General features: G+C 62.0%; 12 protein-coding genes. 11 read left to right on the top strand and 1 reads right to left on the bottom strand.

Features of this window, described 5'->3' with window-relative positions:
* Positions 1-9: 9 nt before the first annotated feature.
* From FHT97_RS09020 to FHT97_RS09060, 9 genes are all read left to right on the top strand, one after another.
* Positions 10-624 (top strand): ANTAR domain-containing response regulator, encoded by a 615-nt coding sequence (locus tag FHT97_RS09020; RefSeq protein ID WP_183861483.1) that lies wholly within the window; start codon positions 10-12, stop codon positions 622-624.
* Positions 621-1,835 carry a CmpA/NrtA family ABC transporter substrate-binding protein gene (locus tag FHT97_RS09025; protein WP_183755627.1) on the top strand — a complete coding sequence of 405 codons (1,215 nt, stop codon included), beginning with the start codon at positions 621-623 and terminating at the stop codon, positions 1,833-1,835. Before FHT97_RS09020 ends, FHT97_RS09025 begins: the two co-directional genes overlap by 4 nt.
* Before the next feature lie 316 nt (positions 1,836-2,151).
* Entirely contained in the window at positions 2,152-3,414 is a 1,263-nt protein-coding gene (locus tag FHT97_RS09030; RefSeq protein ID WP_183861485.1) for a nitrate/nitrite transporter, read from the top strand.
* Positions 3,415-3,432: 18 nt separating this feature from the next.
* Positions 3,433-5,883 (top strand): nitrite reductase large subunit NirB, encoded by a 2,451-nt coding sequence (nirB, locus tag FHT97_RS09035; protein WP_183861486.1) that lies wholly within the window; start codon positions 3,433-3,435, stop codon positions 5,881-5,883.
* 4 nt (positions 5,884-5,887) lie between these two features.
* Complete coding sequence (gene nirD, locus FHT97_RS09040; protein WP_025658043.1) at positions 5,888-6,223, top strand: nitrite reductase small subunit NirD; 336 nt, start codon at positions 5,888-5,890, stop codon at positions 6,221-6,223.
* Positions 6,223-8,880 carry a nitrate reductase gene (locus FHT97_RS09045; protein WP_183862002.1) on the top strand — a complete coding sequence of 886 codons (2,658 nt, stop codon included), beginning with the start codon at positions 6,223-6,225 and terminating at the stop codon, positions 8,878-8,880. The genes nirD and FHT97_RS09045 overlap by 1 nt, the downstream gene beginning before the upstream one ends.
* A complete protein-coding gene (gene cysG / locus FHT97_RS09050) occupies positions 8,852-10,351 on the top strand; it encodes a siroheme synthase CysG (RefSeq protein WP_183861488.1) in 1,500 nt (499 codons plus the stop codon). The genes FHT97_RS09045 and cysG overlap by 29 nt, the downstream gene beginning before the upstream one ends.
* Entirely contained in the window at positions 10,351-10,653 is a 303-nt protein-coding gene (locus FHT97_RS09055; protein WP_183861490.1) for a hypothetical protein, read from the top strand. Before cysG ends, FHT97_RS09055 begins: the two co-directional genes overlap by 1 nt.
* A gap of 377 nt (positions 10,654-11,030) precedes the next feature.
* The gene (locus FHT97_RS09060) at positions 11,031-12,101 is read left to right on the top strand and encodes a glycosyltransferase family 4 protein (protein ID WP_183861492.1); all 1,071 of its coding nucleotides are present in this window, start codon (positions 11,031-11,033) and stop codon (positions 12,099-12,101) included.
* Between the two features lie 10 nt (positions 12,102-12,111).
* On the opposite strand, the gene FHT97_RS09065 is transcribed toward FHT97_RS09060, so the two are convergent.
* Positions 12,112-12,768 (bottom strand): TetR family transcriptional regulator C-terminal domain-containing protein, encoded by a 657-nt coding sequence (locus FHT97_RS09065; RefSeq protein WP_016554900.1) that lies wholly within the window; start codon positions 12,766-12,768, stop codon positions 12,112-12,114.
* 302 nt (positions 12,769-13,070) lie between these two features.
* On the opposite strand from FHT97_RS09065, the gene FHT97_RS09070 reads away from it, so the two are divergent.
* Together FHT97_RS09070 and hydA are read left to right on the top strand one after the other, a co-directional pair.
* The gene (locus FHT97_RS09070) at positions 13,071-14,324 is read left to right on the top strand and encodes a Zn-dependent hydrolase (RefSeq protein ID WP_183861494.1); all 1,254 of its coding nucleotides are present in this window, start codon (positions 13,071-13,073) and stop codon (positions 14,322-14,324) included.
* A 78-nt stretch (positions 14,325-14,402) separates the two neighbouring features.
* Positions 14,403-15,857 carry a dihydropyrimidinase gene (gene hydA, locus FHT97_RS09075; RefSeq protein WP_183861496.1) on the top strand — a complete coding sequence of 485 codons (1,455 nt, stop codon included), beginning with the start codon at positions 14,403-14,405 and terminating at the stop codon, positions 15,855-15,857.
* The last annotated feature ends 3 nt before the right edge of the window (positions 15,858-15,860 follow it).

Below are 15,860 nucleotides of genomic sequence, written 5' to 3' on the forward strand. Positions count from 1 at the left end.
AGACGCATAATGACCCCTCTTGCCAAACCCAGCGACCTCAACGTGCTCGTCATCGATGAGAACAGCATTCGGGCGTCGATCATCGAAGTCGGTCTGCGCGAGGCGGGCTATGACAACGTCACGCTCATCGATGACATGAATGGCCTTGCAAGGCGCATCATGGAAATCAACCCTGATGTCATCGTGATCGACCTCGAGAACCCGAACCGCGACATGCTGGAAAGCATCTTCCAGATTTCCCGCGCCGTAAAACGCCCCATTGCCATGTTCGTCGACAAGTCGGACGAAGCTTCCATAGAGGCCGCTGTTGAAGCTGGCGTTTCCGCCTACATCGTCGACGGCCTGAAGCAGGAGCGTGTCCGCCCGATCCTCAAGATGGCTATCAGCCGTTTCAACGCCTTCTCGCGCCTGAACCGTGAGCTGGAGGAAACGCGCGGCGAACTGGAAAACCGCAGGCTGATCGACCGCGCGAAGGGGTTGCTGATGCGATCCCGCGGGCTGAGCGAAGATGAGGCCTATGCGCTCATGCGGCGCACGGCCATGAACCAGAACAGGAAGATCGTCGAGATCGCGCAGAGCCTGATCACAGCCGCAATCCTCCTCGATCCGGGAACCGACGCATGACAAGCACGCATCAGATTACCGCTGGCTTCCTGCCGCTTCTCGATAGCGCGCTTTTGGTTGTCGCCAAGGAAAAGGGCCTTGCCGCCGAACAGGACGTCGCGCTGACGCTCGTGCGTGAACGCTCCTGGGCGACGATTCGCGACCGGCTTGCGGTCAGCCATTTCGATGTGGCCCATATTCTCGCCCCCATGCCGATCGCCTGCAATCTCGGACTGACCGCACCGGCACCGCGTATGATCGTGCCGATGGCGCTTGGACTTGGCGGCAATGCCGTGACCGTTTCCGCGGGCCTGTGGAGCGAGATGGCCGAATGCGGCGCCTCGCCGGATCTTGATGCACTTTCCAGCGGTCTCGCCTTGCGCAGGGTCATCGACAACAGGAAAGGCGAACGACTGCGCTTTGGCGTCGTCCACCCCTATTCAGGCCATAACTACGAGCTGCGTTACTGGCTGGCAGCAAGCGGCATTGACCCCGAGGAGGATGTAGAGATCGGCATCCTGCCGCCGCCCGATATGGCTGATGCGATGACATCGGGTCTGATCGACGGTTATTGCGCCGGCGAGCCCTGGAATACGCTCGGCGTGCTCCACAGCGGAGCGCACTTGGCGACAGTGAAGGCGGGCATCTGGAAATCCAGTCCGGAGAAGGTGCTTGGCGTCAACAGCCGCTGGGCCGATGGTCACCCCGAAGCCCTGGCGGCTCTCTTGCGCGCTCTTTACGGCGCCTCCCTCTGGTGCGCTGACACCGGCAATCGCGAGGAACTTGCCAACCTCCTGGCGCGGCCCGCCTACGTGGATCGGCCCGCAGAAAGTCTGCTGCCCGCACTAACCGGCCTTCTGAAAATCGGCGGAGGCGAAACGCTGAGCATCAGGGACTTTTTCGTCCCCAATGCCAAGGCGGCGACCTTTCCCTGGAAGAGCCACGCCCTATGGTTCTATACGCAGATGGTTCGCTGGGAGCACATCCGGCATACTCCGGAGCATCAGCAGATCGCCAACGACACTTACCGGCCCGATATTTACCGAAGTGCCCTCAAGGCACTGAATATTGCCATGCCGGCCGCAAGCTCCAAGGTGGAAGGTGCGCTTCAGGTCGAAACCCCTGTCGGCTCAAGCGGCGCACTGACACTGGGGCCGGACGGTTTCTTCGATGGCGGCCTGTTCGATCCCGCTGACGTCGACAGTTACATCGCCAGCCAGGTCCGCAGCTAAAGCATGCCCATTTTATATGCATTGCACAATTTTTAGAGCGATTGCTGCGCATGCGTTACCGCATAAATGATCGCCTGATTTTCGCGATCAATGCTATCCATTCAAAAACAATGACTTAATTAAACTGGCACGGCCCTTGCTTTGTAATAGGCAGGCCAACAGGCCAAGAATTTGCGTCCAACGACGGGCGCCCACAGCAAAGCCGCTGATCAGGATATCTCGCGCACCTCCCGTGTAAGCGCGCCCTGACCAGCGGCTTTTTGTTTTTAACCCCTAGCGATGGATAGGCACGACCTTGTCGGGCCCCGGAGAAGCCATGTCTGTTATCAGGAACACGCAGTCCATGTCCGCCGGCGAACCAGCCAAAGCATTGTGGATGTCCACGATTGCCTTCACCCTCTGTTTTGCCGTCTGGACGATCTTCGCGATCATCGGCATCCGGATCAAACAGGATCTCGGCCTGAACGAGGCCGAGTTCGGATTGCTGGTCGGCACACCGGTTCTGACCGGTTCGCTTGTCCGTATCGTCCTTGGCATCTGGACCGGCCGCTATGGCGGCCGCCTCGTCTACACGCTCACCATGCTGGCCGCTGCCCTGGCGACCTTCCTCCTCTCCTATGCCCAGACCTATACGCAGATGCTGATCGCCGGCCTCGGCGTAGGGCTTGCCGGTGGCTCTTTCGCGGTCGGCGTCGCCTATGTCTCGCCCTTCTTCCCGGCTCAGAAGCAGGGGACGGCACTTGGCATCTTCGGCGCCGGCAATGTCGGAGCCGCGGTGACCAAGTTTGCGGCGCCCTTCGTACTGATCGCCTGGGGCTGGCAGGCGGTTGCTCAGATCTGGGCCGTCGGCCTGGCGCTGATGGCAATCGTCTTCTGGTTCACCACGACGGATGACCCGGCATTCCGCCTTCGCCGCGAAGGCAAGATTGCCTCCAAGAGCCTGGCACAGGAATTCGCGCCGCTGAAGAACGTCCAGGTCTGGCGTTTCTCGCTCTACTACTTCTTCGCCTTTGGCGGCTTCGTTGCCCTGTCTCTGTGGCTGCCCCGCTATCTGGTCGGTGTTTACGGCTTCAATCTCGCAACTGCAGGCATGGTCGCGGCCGCTTATTCCATCCCGGGCAGCATCTTCCGCGCCTTCGGCGGCGTTGTCTCTGACAAGAAGGGCGCTCGTAGCGTGATGTACGTGATGTTCGCAGTCGCAGCCGTCGCAACGCTCATCCTTTCGCTCCCGGCCGCCGGCTCCGGCTCCGCACTCGGCATCACGCCTGTCGTCTTCATCGTCGTCATCTTCGCCCTCGGCTTCGTCATGAGCCTCGGCAAGGCTGCCGTCTACAAACACATCCCTGCCTACTATCCCGAGAGCGTCGGCGCGGTCGGCGGCATCGTTGGCATGATGGGCGGTCTCGGCGGCTTCATCCTGCCGATCGCCTTCGGCTTTCTCAAGGATATGACCGGCCTCTGGTCGAGCTGCTTCATGCTGCTCTTTGCGATCGTCGTTATCTCGCTGGTCTGGATGCACTTGTCGGTCAAGCAACTCGACCGCCGCGGCCTCTCCGCGCAAGCCGTCGCTGCCACCTGATCTGAGGATTTGAAAACCATGACTGAGAAGCTTGTTATCATCGGCAACGGCATGGCGCCCGGGCGCATGCTCGAGCACCTGTTCGAAAAGGCGCCGGACCAATATCAGGTCACGATCTTCAACGCCGAGCCGCGCGTCAACTACGACCGCATCATGCTCTCGCCGGTTCTCTCCGGCGAGAAGGAATACGAAGAAATCATCATCCACGGCGATGGATGGTACATCAAGCACGGCATTACCCTCTACAAGGGCCACAAGATCATCAAGATCGACCGTGCGGCCAAGACGGTCACGTCGGATCACGGCGTCACCGAAAGCTACGACAAGTTGGTGATCGCCACCGGCTCCGTGCCCTTCATCATTCCCGTGCCCGGCAAGGATCTGCCCGGCGTCATCACCTATCGCGACCTCGACGACGTGCAGGCGATGCTGCTTGCCGCCCAGTCTCGCGAGAAAGCGATCGTCATCGGCGGCGGCCTGCTCGGCCTCGAAGCGGCGGCTGGCCTTGCCTCGCGCGGTATGGACGTTACCGTCCTTCATGTGATGCCGACACTGATGGAGCGCCAGCTCGATCCGGCTGCCGGCTACCTGCTTCAAAAGGCCGTGGAAGAACGCGGCATCAAGGTTATCACCAAGGCCAACACCAAGGCCATCGTGGGTAACGGCAAGGTCGAAGGCATCGAGCTCGACGACGGCCGCATCATTCCGGCAACCCTCGTCGTCATGGCGGTCGGCATCCGCCCGAGCGTCGGGCTCGCCAAGGACGCAGGCATCGCCATCAACCGCGGCATCGTCGTCGATGACGGCATGCTGACCTCGGACGGCAGCATCATGGCGCTCGGCGAGTGCGCCGAAGTCGGCGGTATGGTCTACGGCCTTGTCGCTCCGCTTTACGAGATGGCCCGCGTCGCCGCCTCGCACTTGTCGGGCGACCGTTCCGCTGCCTTCGTGCATTCCGACACGCCGACCAAGCTCAAAGTGACAGGCATCGAGCTCTTCTCGCTCGGTGACTTCGCCGATGGCGACGACCGCGAAGAAATCGTGCTGCGCGACGCCTCAGCCGGCGTCTACAAGCGCCTTGTGCTGAAGGACAACAAGATCATCGGTACCGTGCTCTACGGCGAAACCGCCGATGGTGCCTGGTTCAACGATCTGAAAAAGAAACAGACCGATATCAAGGAGATGCGCGAAACGCTGATCTTCGGTCAGGCCTATCAGGGAGGGTCGCCGCTGGACCCTATGGCGGCCGTTGCAGCCTTGCCGGATGACGCGGAGATCTGTGGCTGCAACGGCGTCTGCAAGAGCAAGATCACCTCGACGATCACAAGCAAGGGCCTGACGTCGCTGGACGACGTGCGCGCCCATACCAAGGCGTCCGCCTCCTGCGGTTCCTGCACCGGCCTCGTAGAAAAGCTGATGACACTAACGCTTGGCGACAGCTACAATCCGGCCGCCGTCACGCCGATGTGCACCTGCACCGAACTCGGCCACGACGACCTCAGGCGCCTGATCAAGGCCAAGGGCCTGAAGAGCATCCCTGCCGTCATGCAGGAACTCGAATGGAAGACGTCGTGCGGTTGCGCCAAGTGTCGCCCGGCTCTCAACTACTATCTCGTCTGCGACTGGCCGAATGAATATGCGGACGATTACCAGTCGCGCTTCATCAACGAACGCGTTCACGCCAACATCCAGAAGGACGGCACCTATTCCGTCGTTCCGCGCATGTGGGGCGGCGTGACGAACTCCAACGAACTGCGCGCCATCGCTGATGTCGTCGACAAGTTCGAAATCCCGATGGTGAAGGTGACGGGCGGCCAGCGCATCGACCTGCTCGGCATCGAGAAGGAAGACCTCCCGGCAGTCTGGGCCGATCTCGGCAAGGCGGGCTTCGTTTCCGGACAGGCTTATGCCAAGGGGTTGCGCACGGTGAAGACCTGCGTCGGCTCCGACTGGTGCCGCTTCGGCACGCAGGATTCCACCGGCCTTGGCATTCGCATCGAGAAGTTCATGTGGGGCTCCTGGACACCGGCAAAACTGAAGATGGCGGTCTCCGGCTGCCCGCGCAATTGCGCCGAAGCGACCTGCAAGGACATCGGCGTCATCTGTGTCGACTCGGGTTTCGAGATCCACTTCGCCGGTGCTGCCGGCCTCGACATCAAGGGCACGGAGGTTCTCGGCCTCGTGAAGACCGAGGACGATGCGCTGGAGCATATCGTGGCACTGACGCAGATGTACCGCGAGCAGGCCCGCTATCTCGAGCGCATCTACAAGTGGGCGAAGCGCGTCGGCCTGGAGGAAATCCGCCGCCAGATCATGGAAGACGCCGACAAGCGCAAGGCTTACTACGACCGCTTCGTCTTCTCCCAGAAATTCGCCCAGGTCGATCCCTGGTCGGAGCGCGTCTCCGGCAAGGACAAGCATGAGTTCAAGCCGATGGCGACCGTCGGTTACCCGCAGGCGGCCGAGTAAGGAGATGGATATGAACTGGATTTCAATCGGCGACATCTCCGACATTCCGCTCCGCGGCGCCCGTTGCGTGAAGACACCCCAGGGCAAGATCGCCGTCTTCCGCACCGCAGAGAACGAGGTCTTCGCCATCGAGGACCACTGCCCGCACAAGGGGGGGCCGCTCTCCCAGGGGATCGTCCATGCCAAGGCCGTCACCTGCCCGCTGCACAACTGGGTGATCTCGCTCGAAACCGGCAAGGCGCTCGGCGCCGATGAGGGCGAGGTCCGAACCATTCCCGTCCGCAACGAGGATGGCGCCCTCTACATCGCGCTCGAAAGCCTGATGATGGCGGCCGAATGATGGAGAAAGAGGTCAAGACAACCTGTCCCTATTGCGGTGTCGGCTGCGGCGTCATCGCCAAGGTCGCCGAAGACGGCAAGGTGTCCGTCAAGGGAGACCCGGACCATCCCTCGAACTTTGGGCGGCTGTGCTCGAAGGGCTCGGCGCTCGGCGAAACCGTCGATCTCGATGGGCGCCTCCTCTACCCGGAAGTTTCCGGGGAGCGGGTGGAGTGGGAACAGGCGCTTGACCTCGTCGCACAACAATTTTCGGACGCCATCAATGAGCACGGCCCCGATTCCGTTGCCTTCTATGTCTCCGGCCAGCTGCTGACCGAAGACTATTATATCGCCAACAAGCTGATGAAGGGCTTCATCGGCTCGGCCAACATCGACACCAATTCGCGGCTGTGCATGTCGTCCTCCGTCGCCGGTCACCGCCGCGCCTTCGGTTCGGACACCGTGCCGGGTACCTATGAGGATATCGAGCTTGCCGATCTTGTGACCCTCACCGGCTCGAACCTCGCCTGGTGCCACCCGGTCATCTATCAGCGGCTGGCGACCGCCAAGGCGGCGCGCCCCGGCATGAAGGTCGTCGTCATCGACCCGCGCCGGACGATGACATCAGATATCGCCGACCTGCATCTCGCCATCCGGCCGGACAGCGACGTCGCGCTTTTCGTCGGCCTTTTCGAACATCTGATCGCAAGCAACGCCATCGATCAGAATTACATCGCCGAACATACCAACGGCTTTGCAGAGGCCTTTACGGCTGCGACGGGCGTCTCCTTCAACGAGGTGCTTGATATGACCGGCCTTCCGGCCATGCAGCTTCGCGAATTCTATCGCCTCTTCGCCACGACCGAGAAGGTCGTCACCTGCTACAGCCAGGGCGTTAATCAATCCTCGTCTGGTACCGACAAGGTCAACGCCATCATCAACTGTCACCTCGCCACCGGCCGCATCGGCGGGCCGGGTATGGGGCCCTTCTCGCTCACCGGGCAGCCGAATGCGATGGGCGGGCGTGAAGTCGGCGGACTTGCCAACATGCTTGCCGCCCACATGGCGATCGAAAGCGCCGAGGATCGCGACCGTGTCCAGCGCTTCTGGCATGCGCCCACCATTGCGGAAAAGCCGGGCCTGAAGGCGGTCGACATGTTCAGGGCTGTTGCTGATGGCCGTATCAAGGCGCTGTGGATCATGGCGACCAACCCGGTCGTTTCCATGCCTGACGCCGACGCCGTCGAGGCCGCGATCAAGGCCTGTCCGTTCGTCGTCGTCTCCGACGTCCTGAAAAGTACCGACACCGCGCGTCACGCCCATGTCCTTCTGCCCTCGCTCGGCTGGGGCGAAAAGAGCGGCACTGTCACCAACTCCGAGCGCCGCATCTCCCGCCAGCGCTCCTTCCTTGATGCACCGGGAGAGGCCCGCGCCGACTGGTGGCAGCTTGCGGAAGTGGCGCAACGGATGGGCTTTACGCAGGCCTTCAACTTCGCCGCCAATGCCGAGATCTTTGACGAACACGCCGCCCTCTCAGCTTTCGAGAACAGCGGCAATCGCGACTTCGACATCGGCGCGTATGTCGGCATGAACCATCAGGCCTATGACGAACTCTCGCCGTTCCAATGGCCGCAGCCTGCGGGCCGTGAGATTGATGTGACCCGCTTCTTCGCCAAGGGCGGCTTCTACCACGCCGACGGCAAGGCACGTTTCATCGCCGTCGAGCCGGTCGCCGCGGATCGCACCTGCGCCGACTATCCCTTCACCCTGAACACCGGCCGCATCCGCGACCAATGGCACACGATGACGCGCACGGGCAAAAGCGCGCGGCTCTCGTCCCATATCGCCGAACCCTTCGCGGAACTTCACCCTCGCGACGCGATCGAGATCGGCGTCGGCAATGCCGGCCTCGTCGAAATCGAAAGCCCGCACGGCAAGGCCGTGGTGCGCGCCCTGATCACCGAGCGTCAGGCCCGCGGCAGCATTTTCGTGCCGATGCACTGGAACGATCAGTTTGCCGCCAAGGCCCGCATCGACGCTGTCGTGGCGCCGTTGACAGACGCAATCTCCGGCCAGCCGGCCTCGAAGAATGTCGCCGTCGCCGCGCGACGCTTCAAGGCGGCGCGTTACGGCTTTGCCGTTTCCGCCGCCAAGCCTGATCACCTCGAAGCCGCCTATTGGGCGCTGGCAAAGGCCGAAGGCGGCTGGCGGGTGGAACTCGCTTTCGACCAGCCGGTCGAGGACTGGTGCACGTGGTGCCGCAGCACCTTCGCTATTCCCGAAAATGTCGAACCGCTCGGCTACGCTGACCAGCAGTCCGGCGATCTGAGGCTCGCCTTTTTCGATGGCAAGCGACTGCTCGCGGCGCTGTTCCTGGCCCGCGAACCCGTGGCGGTTGCCCGCAACTGGGCGATCTCCCAGCTCACCGCCGAGCACACCAATCTGCGCAAGCGTTTCGCCTTAGTCGCCGGCCGCCCCGGCGCAGACAAGCCCGATCCGGGCGCCACCGTCTGCTCCTGCTTCGGCGTCGGCGTCAACCAGATCGTCGCTGCCGTTCGCGGCGGCTGCCACAGCGTCGAAGCCGTCGGCAAGGAACTCAATGCCGGAACCAACTGCGGCTCCTGCCGCGCCGAGATCAGGGGGATCATCGATGGATGTCTTGCAGCAGCCGCGGAATGAAGCACCCGCCCGCATGGAACCGCTTGCCAAGCTGCCGGTGTTCTGGGCGCTCGAAGGCAAGCGCGTGGTCGTCGCTGGCGGCTCCGACGCCGCCGCCTGGAAGGCCGAGCTTCTCGGTGCCTGCGGCGCGCAGGTGCATGTCTATGCTGACGCGCTTTCCGATACCTTCGAGAAGCTCATCCTGCGCGGCGCCGAGCACCCTCAGGGCGGTTTCGTCCATCACTGCCAAGGTTGGAATGAAACCATCTTCGCCGGCGCGACCATCGCCATCGCCGACTGTGAGGAAGACGACGAGGCGAAGGCCTTCTTCGACGCCGCCCGTGTTGCCGGCGTGCCAGTCAACGTCATAGACAAGCCTGCTTTCTGCCAGTTTCAGTTCGGCTCGATCGTCAACCGCTCCCCCGTCGTCGTCTCGATCTCGACGGATGGCGCAGCCCCGATCCTCGCCCAGGCAATCCGGCGTCGGATCGAGACATTGCTACCACGTGCACTGAAGGGCTGGGCTGAGCTGGCTCAGACCTTGCGCGACCGGGTCAATGAACGACTGACGCCTGGCCCGCTCCGTCGCGCCTTTTGGGAGCGGTTTGTCGATCGCGCCTTTTCAAGTTCGGATACGCCGGAGGAGGGCGTCGGCGGGCTGCTTCTCAAGGAGGCCGACAGGCTTCGGGAAGCGCCCGCCCTCTCCTCGCGCGGTCGCGTGACGCTGGTCGGCGCCGGCCCCGGTGATGCCGAGCTTCTGACGTTGAAGGCCGTCCGCGCCCTGCAGGCAGCGGACGTTATCCTCTTCGATGATCTCGTTTCGTCAGAGGTGCTGGAACTCGCCCGGCGCGAGGCCAAGCGCATGCTTGTCGGCAAGCGCGGCGGCCGCACGAGCTGCCGCCAGGAAGATATCAACGACATGATGGTAAAGCTTGCCAAGGCGGGCAAACGGGTCGTGCGGCTGAAGTCGGGCGATCCGATGATCTTCGGCCGCGCCGGCGAAGAGATTGCCCATCTCGATCGCGAGAACATTCCGGTCGATGTCATCCCCGGCATCACCACCGCAAGCGCCATGGCCTCGCGTCTCGGGATCTCGCTGACGCATCGCGACCATGCTCAGTCCGTCCGCTTCATCACCGGCCATTCCCGACATGGAGGCTTGCCTACCGATGTCAACTGGAGGACCGTTGCCGATTCCCACACGACAACCGTTTTCTACATGGGCGGCAGAACAGCGCCGCTCATCGCCGATCGCTTGATCGATGAAGGCCTCTCGTCGGAAACGCCTGTTATCATTATCAGCGACGTCAGCCGGACGACCGAGCGGGCTTGGAACGGCACGCTTGCAACCATCTCTGATGGGATCGCGCAGATCGGCTACGACAACCCTGTGCTGATCGCCATCGGCAGCACGCTTGCAGCACGCCAGATCGTCGCTCACGACACCGACGATTTTGGCAGCGATCGCCGCATGGCCTTGGGAGCGCGCTGATGCCGTTCCACGCGATCGCCCCCGTCTTCCTCGTTCTTGCCATTGCCTTGAGCTGGCCGCGTTTCGCCAGCATATTCTCACCGGACACCAAGGCGGAGGTGACGGCAGCGCCTCTCACAACAATTGCGACCGCGATCAACCTTTCCGCGATCGGCTTGGCTTTTGCCGGCAACGATCCGGGGCTTGCCATCCTTGTCCTCTTGGTTGGTGTCCTCCTTGGCGCGACGATGCGCGCCCCGACACCAGTCATATCTGTGGCGCTTTCGGTAGCGAGCCTCGCGGTCTCTCTTCAACTCAGTTGAGTCCCCCCGCCATAAGGCTACGAACCCTCTTCGCGGGCGGAACCTCAGGCATCGGTCTGGCAACTAGCGGCGTCCGAGCTGTCATCACCGGCCCTGACCAAACCACGCTCAAGCGAGCACGGGAAACAGCCGAGCATAATAGCCTTCTGTGCTTTCCTGATGGTTTACAACCGATGCCGAGCGAGGTTCCGAAGACGTTCGGCCTCGTGAATGCGGGCGCAGCTTTTTCACGCCACCGGCAGCAACCGAGGAAGCTCAGTGCGACCGCGTTATGGACACGAACGTCTGCGGCCGCCGCTCTCTACTGACGGCGCAAGGAGATTGCATTTTCGTTAGCCGGTGCGATAGTCGGGAGGCGCAAAGAGATAGCCCCCCGCATGACACGCCACATAGTCGCGATCGGTCAGTTGCCTCCGCCGCTCAACGGCTTCTCGTTTGCGACCAGGAGCATGATTGCGCTTCTTTCGGAAGCAAACAGCATCACAGTCGCCAATATCGCCCCGCCTTTCGGCAAGCTCTCGTTGCTGAAGCATCCGGTGAGATTCGCCCGTGTCCTCGGTGCTTGTCTCCAGTTGTTCCGCGATCGCAAGCGCATCAACCGGGTTTGCTATCTCGGCTGCGAAGGCGGCCTCGGCTTGATCTACACGCTTCTAATTGTGCTGGTCGCGAGGACCCTCGGCTATCCCACCTATCTGCACCATCACAGTTTCAGTTACGTCGAGAAGCCCAGCCTGCTCATGCGATGCATCCTCACGCTCGGCGGTCGCAATCTGCGACACATCTTCCTGTGCGACATGATGCGAGATCGCTTCGCTGACACCTATGGCGGTCGTACGCGCTGCCACCTGATCTCCAACGCTGCCTACGTGGCCCCGCGGGAGGAGAGCGATGAAGCGACCGACAGCACCCACCTCGTAATCGGGATGCTCAGCAATCTCACCGCTGAGAAGGGCCTCGACACTTTCCTCGATCTCGCAGGGCAGGCACGGAAGGAGAACCTGCCGATCAAGGCCGTCCTTGCCGGTCCGGCCGGCGCCGGTGAGCGCGCCCGCATCGACGCATCTATCGCAGAACTGAGCAGTGTTTTGGAGTATCGCGGCCCGTTGTACGATGACGCGAAGACAGCTTTCTATCGCGAGATCGACGTGTTCGTTTTCCCGACCACCTATACCAATGAGGCGCAGCCCTTGGTGATTTTCGAGGCGAAGGCGGCAGGAAACGCCGTCATCTCGTGCAACCGAGGCTGCATCAGAAAACAACTCGACGAAAGCGACCTTCTGATCCCCTCGGACGGCGACTTTATACCGACCGCATTGGCCTGGTTATCGGCAATGTCGCCGGACCCTGCGCTGGCAGCAAGACGGAAGGAGATCCGCCAATCTTACAAAGCCCGCCACGCCAAGGCGCGTGCCGCCGTCACCGCGGTCTTCGATTTCGACGAGGCGTGACGCGACCAGATCACGAGGCGCTCGGCACCGGCTTGACCTTCAGCCCGTCGATGAACAGCTGCTCGAGGAAGCGCGCCGCATCCTCGAAGCGACCGGCGCCGGCATGTTCCTGCCCGAGCACCGCCCTTACCTGGACGTCGAAGTCGGCATAATGCTGCGTTGTCGACCAGATCGAGAAAATCAGGTGATAGGGATCGCACTTGGCGATCTTGCCGGCCTTCGTCCAACTGCGGATCACCTCGGCCTTCTCGTCGACGAGCTGCTTCAGCGGTCCCTTCAGTTCATCCTCGACATGCGGCGCACCCTGCAGCATCTCGTTGGCGAAAAGTCGGCTTTCGCGCGGGAAATCGCGGGCCATTTCAAGCTTGCGCCTGATATAGCTGCGGATCTCGCTCTCGGGGTTGCCGTCCGCATCGAAGGCTCTCAGCGGCTCCAGCCAGGTAAATAGGACGCGGTCGATCAACGCCCGATGCATCGCTTCCTTTGTGCGGAAATAATAGAGCAGGTTCGGCTTCGACATGCCGGCAACTTCGGCGATCTGATCGATCGTGGAACCTCGAAAACCGCTGACCGAAAACACATCGAGCGCGGCTTCAAGAATCTGCTCTTCCTTCTCTTCCTGAATGCGCGTGCGCCGCTGGGTCTTGGCTGCTCTCGGGATTGTCATGTCGACCTTGTTTTCCCCTTCAAATTCAACCGTTTCACTCAAGATTGGGCCGGCGCGACAGCTTGCCGCAAAAATGAGCAGATGCCGGCAATTTTGTCTGTATTTTTCCTGATTTTCGTCTTGAGCCCAGCGCCGGAAGTTGTAATGTTTACCAATCGGTCAAATTATCGATCAGATGCTAAACAAAGGCAACTGGCGATTTTCCGGCGCTAACAAAACAAACAAGAGCGCTCGGATACTGACCACGGGAACAGGCGGACATGTGAATTGCATGGCCGCAAAAACAGGCGAGGACTTTAGACATGGTGGCAGCACCAGGCGAGAACATGCGCGTCAACGGGGACCGTCTTTGGGACAGCCTCATGGACATGGCAAAGATCGGCCCGGGCATCGCTGGCGGCAACAACCGCCAGACGTTGACGGATTCGGATGCCGAAGGGCGCAGCCTCTTCAGGACATGGTGCGAAAACGCAGGCATGACACTCGGCGTCGACAAGATGGGCACGATGTTCGCGACGCGTCCCGGCACCGATCCAGACGCCCTGCCGGTCTATGTCGGCTCGCACCTCGACACGCAGCCAACCGGCGGCAAGTATGACGGCGTGCTCGGTGTGCTTGGCGCGCTCGAGGTCGTCCGCACCATGAACGACCTCGGCATCAAGACCAAGCACCCTGTTGTCGTCACCAACTGGACCAACGAGGAAGGCGCCCGCTTTGCGCCCGCCATGCTCGCCTCCGGCGTCTTCGCCGGCGTCCATACGCTTGAATATGCCTATGACCGCAAGGATCCCGAGGGCAAGACCTTCGGCGACGAACTGAAGCGTATCGGCTGGGTTGGCGATGAAGAGGTCGGCGCCCGCAAGATGCACGCCTATTTCGAATATCATATCGAGCAAGGTCCGATCCTCGAGGTCGAGAACAAGCAGATCGGCGTGGTCACGCACTGTCAGGGTCTCTGGTGGCTCGAATTTACGCTGACCGGCAGGGAGGCGCACACCGGTTCGACGCCGATGAACATGCGCGTCAACGCCGGGCTCGCAATGTCGCGCATCATCGAGATGGTGCAGACTGTGGCGATGGAGAACCAGCCGGGCGCCGTCGGCGGTGTCGGCCAGGTCTTCTTCACGCCGAACTCCCGCAACGTGCTGCCTGGCAAGGTCGTCTTCACCGTCGACATCCGCTCGCCGGATCAGGCGAAGCTCGACGGCATGCGCGCCAGGATCGAGGCGGAAGCACCTGCCATCTGCGAAGCGCTCGGCGTCGGCTGCGCGGTCGAGGCGATCGGCCACTTCGCGCCCGTTACCTTCGACCCCACGCTTGTGTCCCGCGTGCGCAGCGCTGCCGAGCGGCTCGGCTACAGCCACATGAACCTGATCTCGGGCGCCGGCCACGACGCCTGCTGGGCGGCAAAGGTCGCACCCACGACGATGGTCATGTGCCCCTGCGTCGGGGGTCTCTCGCACAACGAGGCGGAGGATATCTCCAAGGAATGGGCAACGGCTGGCGCTGACGTCCTCTTCCACGCCGTCGTCGAGACCGCTGAAATCGTTGCATAATCAAGGGCGGGGTCATTCCCGCCTTTTCTTCTACCAGCGGACGAAGAGCCGCGAGCAATCAATGCAAGGGAACTGATCATGAGCAAAGTCATCAAGGGCGGCACCATCGTCACCGCGGACCTGACCTACAAGGCGGACGTGAAGATCGAGGGCGGCCAGATCGTCGAGATCGGCCCGAACCTCTCCGGCACGGAGACGCTCGATGCGACCGGCTGCTACGTTATGCCCGGCGGCATCGACCCGCACGTTCACCTCGAAATGCCGTTCATGGGCACCTATTCCTCGGACGACTTCGAAAGCGGCACGCGTGCAGGCCTTGCGGGCGGCACGACCATGGTCGTCGATTTCTGCCTGCCGGGACCGGAGCAGTCGCTGCTCGAAGCACTGCAGATGTGGGACAACAAGACGAGCCGCGCCAACGCCGACTACTCGTTCCACATGGCGATCACCGGCTGGAACGAGCGCGTCTTCAACGAGATGGAGACGGTGGTCAAGGACCGGGGCATCAACACCTTCAAGCACTTCATGGCCTACAAAGGCGCGCTGATGGTGAACGACGACGAGATGTTCGCCTCCTTCCAGCGCTGTGCGGAACTCGGCGCGTTGCCGCTGGTCCATGCCGAAAACGGCGACGTCGTCGCGTCGATGACGGCGAAGCTTCTAGCCGAAGGCAACAACGGCCCCGAGGCCCACGCCTATTCCCGCCCGCCCGAGGTCGAAGGTGAGGCAACCAACCGCGCCATCATGCTCGCCGACATGGCCGGCGTGCCGCTCTATGTCGTGCACACCTCCTGCGAACAGGCGCATGAAGCGATCCGCCGCGCCCGCCAGAAAGGTATGCGCGTCTATGGCGAGCCGCTGATCCAGCATTTGACGCTGGATGAAAGCGAGTATTTCGACAAGGACTGGGACCATGCCGCCCGCCGTGTCATGTCGCCGCCCTTCCGCAACAAGCAGCACCAGGACAGCCTCTGGGCAGGCCTGCAATCCGGCTCGCTCTCGGTCGTGGCGACGGACCATTGCGCCTTCACCACCGACCAGAAGCGCTTCGGCGTCGGTGACTTCTCCAAGATCCCCAACGGCACCGGCGGCCTCGAAGATCGACTGCCGATGTTGTGGTCTCGCGGCGTCAACACCGGACGCCTGACCATGAACGAGTTTGTCGCGGTTACCTCGACCAACATCGCCAAGATCCTCAACGTCTATCCGAAGAAGGGCGCCATTCTCGTCGGCGCCGATGCCGATATCGTCGTGTGGGATCCGAAGCGCTCGAAGACGATCTCGGCCAAGACGCAGCAATCGTCGATCGATTACAACGTCTTCGAAGGCAAGCAGGTCACCGGCCTGCCGCGCTTCACGCTGACGCGCGGCGAAGTCGCGATCGAAGAGAGCACCGTCAAGACGAAGGAAGGGCACGGCCAGTTCGTCAAGCGGGAGCCTTTCCAAGCGGTCAACAAGGCGCTGTCGACCTGGAAGGAGCTCGTGGCGCCGCGCAAGGTCGAACGGTCAGGCATCCCAGCGACGGGGGTCTGATCC

The organism is Rhizobium sp. BK399, from assembly GCF_014194695.1.
In the GTDB taxonomy this organism is placed as follows: domain Bacteria; phylum Pseudomonadota; class Alphaproteobacteria; order Rhizobiales; family Rhizobiaceae; genus Rhizobium.

Excerpts from the sequence above, each read along its gene's own strand:
- FHT97_RS09025 (WP_183755627.1), top strand. The coding sequence starts at position 621 with ATGACAAGCACGCATCAGATTACCGCTGGCTTCCTGCCGCTTCTCGAT.
- FHT97_RS09020 (WP_183861483.1), top strand. The coding sequence starts at position 10 with ATGACCCCTCTTGCCAAACCCAGCGACCTCAACGTGCTCGTCATCGAT.
- FHT97_RS09065 (WP_016554900.1), bottom strand. The coding sequence starts at position 12,768 with ATGACAATCCCGAGAGCAGCCAAGACCCAGCGGCGCACGCGCATTCAG.
- FHT97_RS09060 (WP_183861492.1), top strand. The coding sequence starts at position 11,031 with ATGACACGCCACATAGTCGCGATCGGTCAGTTGCCTCCGCCGCTCAAC.
- FHT97_RS09030 (WP_183861485.1), top strand. The coding sequence starts at position 2,152 with ATGTCTGTTATCAGGAACACGCAGTCCATGTCCGCCGGCGAACCAGCC.
- FHT97_RS09045 (WP_183862002.1), top strand. The coding sequence starts at position 6,223 with ATGGAGAAAGAGGTCAAGACAACCTGTCCCTATTGCGGTGTCGGCTGC.
- FHT97_RS09055 (WP_183861490.1), top strand. The coding sequence starts at position 10,351 with ATGCCGTTCCACGCGATCGCCCCCGTCTTCCTCGTTCTTGCCATTGCC.
- nirB (WP_183861486.1), top strand. The coding sequence starts at position 3,433 with ATGACTGAGAAGCTTGTTATCATCGGCAACGGCATGGCGCCCGGGCGC.
- FHT97_RS09070 (WP_183861494.1), top strand. The coding sequence starts at position 13,071 with ATGGTGGCAGCACCAGGCGAGAACATGCGCGTCAACGGGGACCGTCTT.
- hydA (WP_183861496.1), top strand. The coding sequence starts at position 14,403 with ATGAGCAAAGTCATCAAGGGCGGCACCATCGTCACCGCGGACCTGACC.
- nirD (WP_025658043.1), top strand. The coding sequence starts at position 5,888 with ATGGATATGAACTGGATTTCAATCGGCGACATCTCCGACATTCCGCTC.
- cysG (WP_183861488.1), top strand. The coding sequence starts at position 8,852 with ATGGATGTCTTGCAGCAGCCGCGGAATGAAGCACCCGCCCGCATGGAA.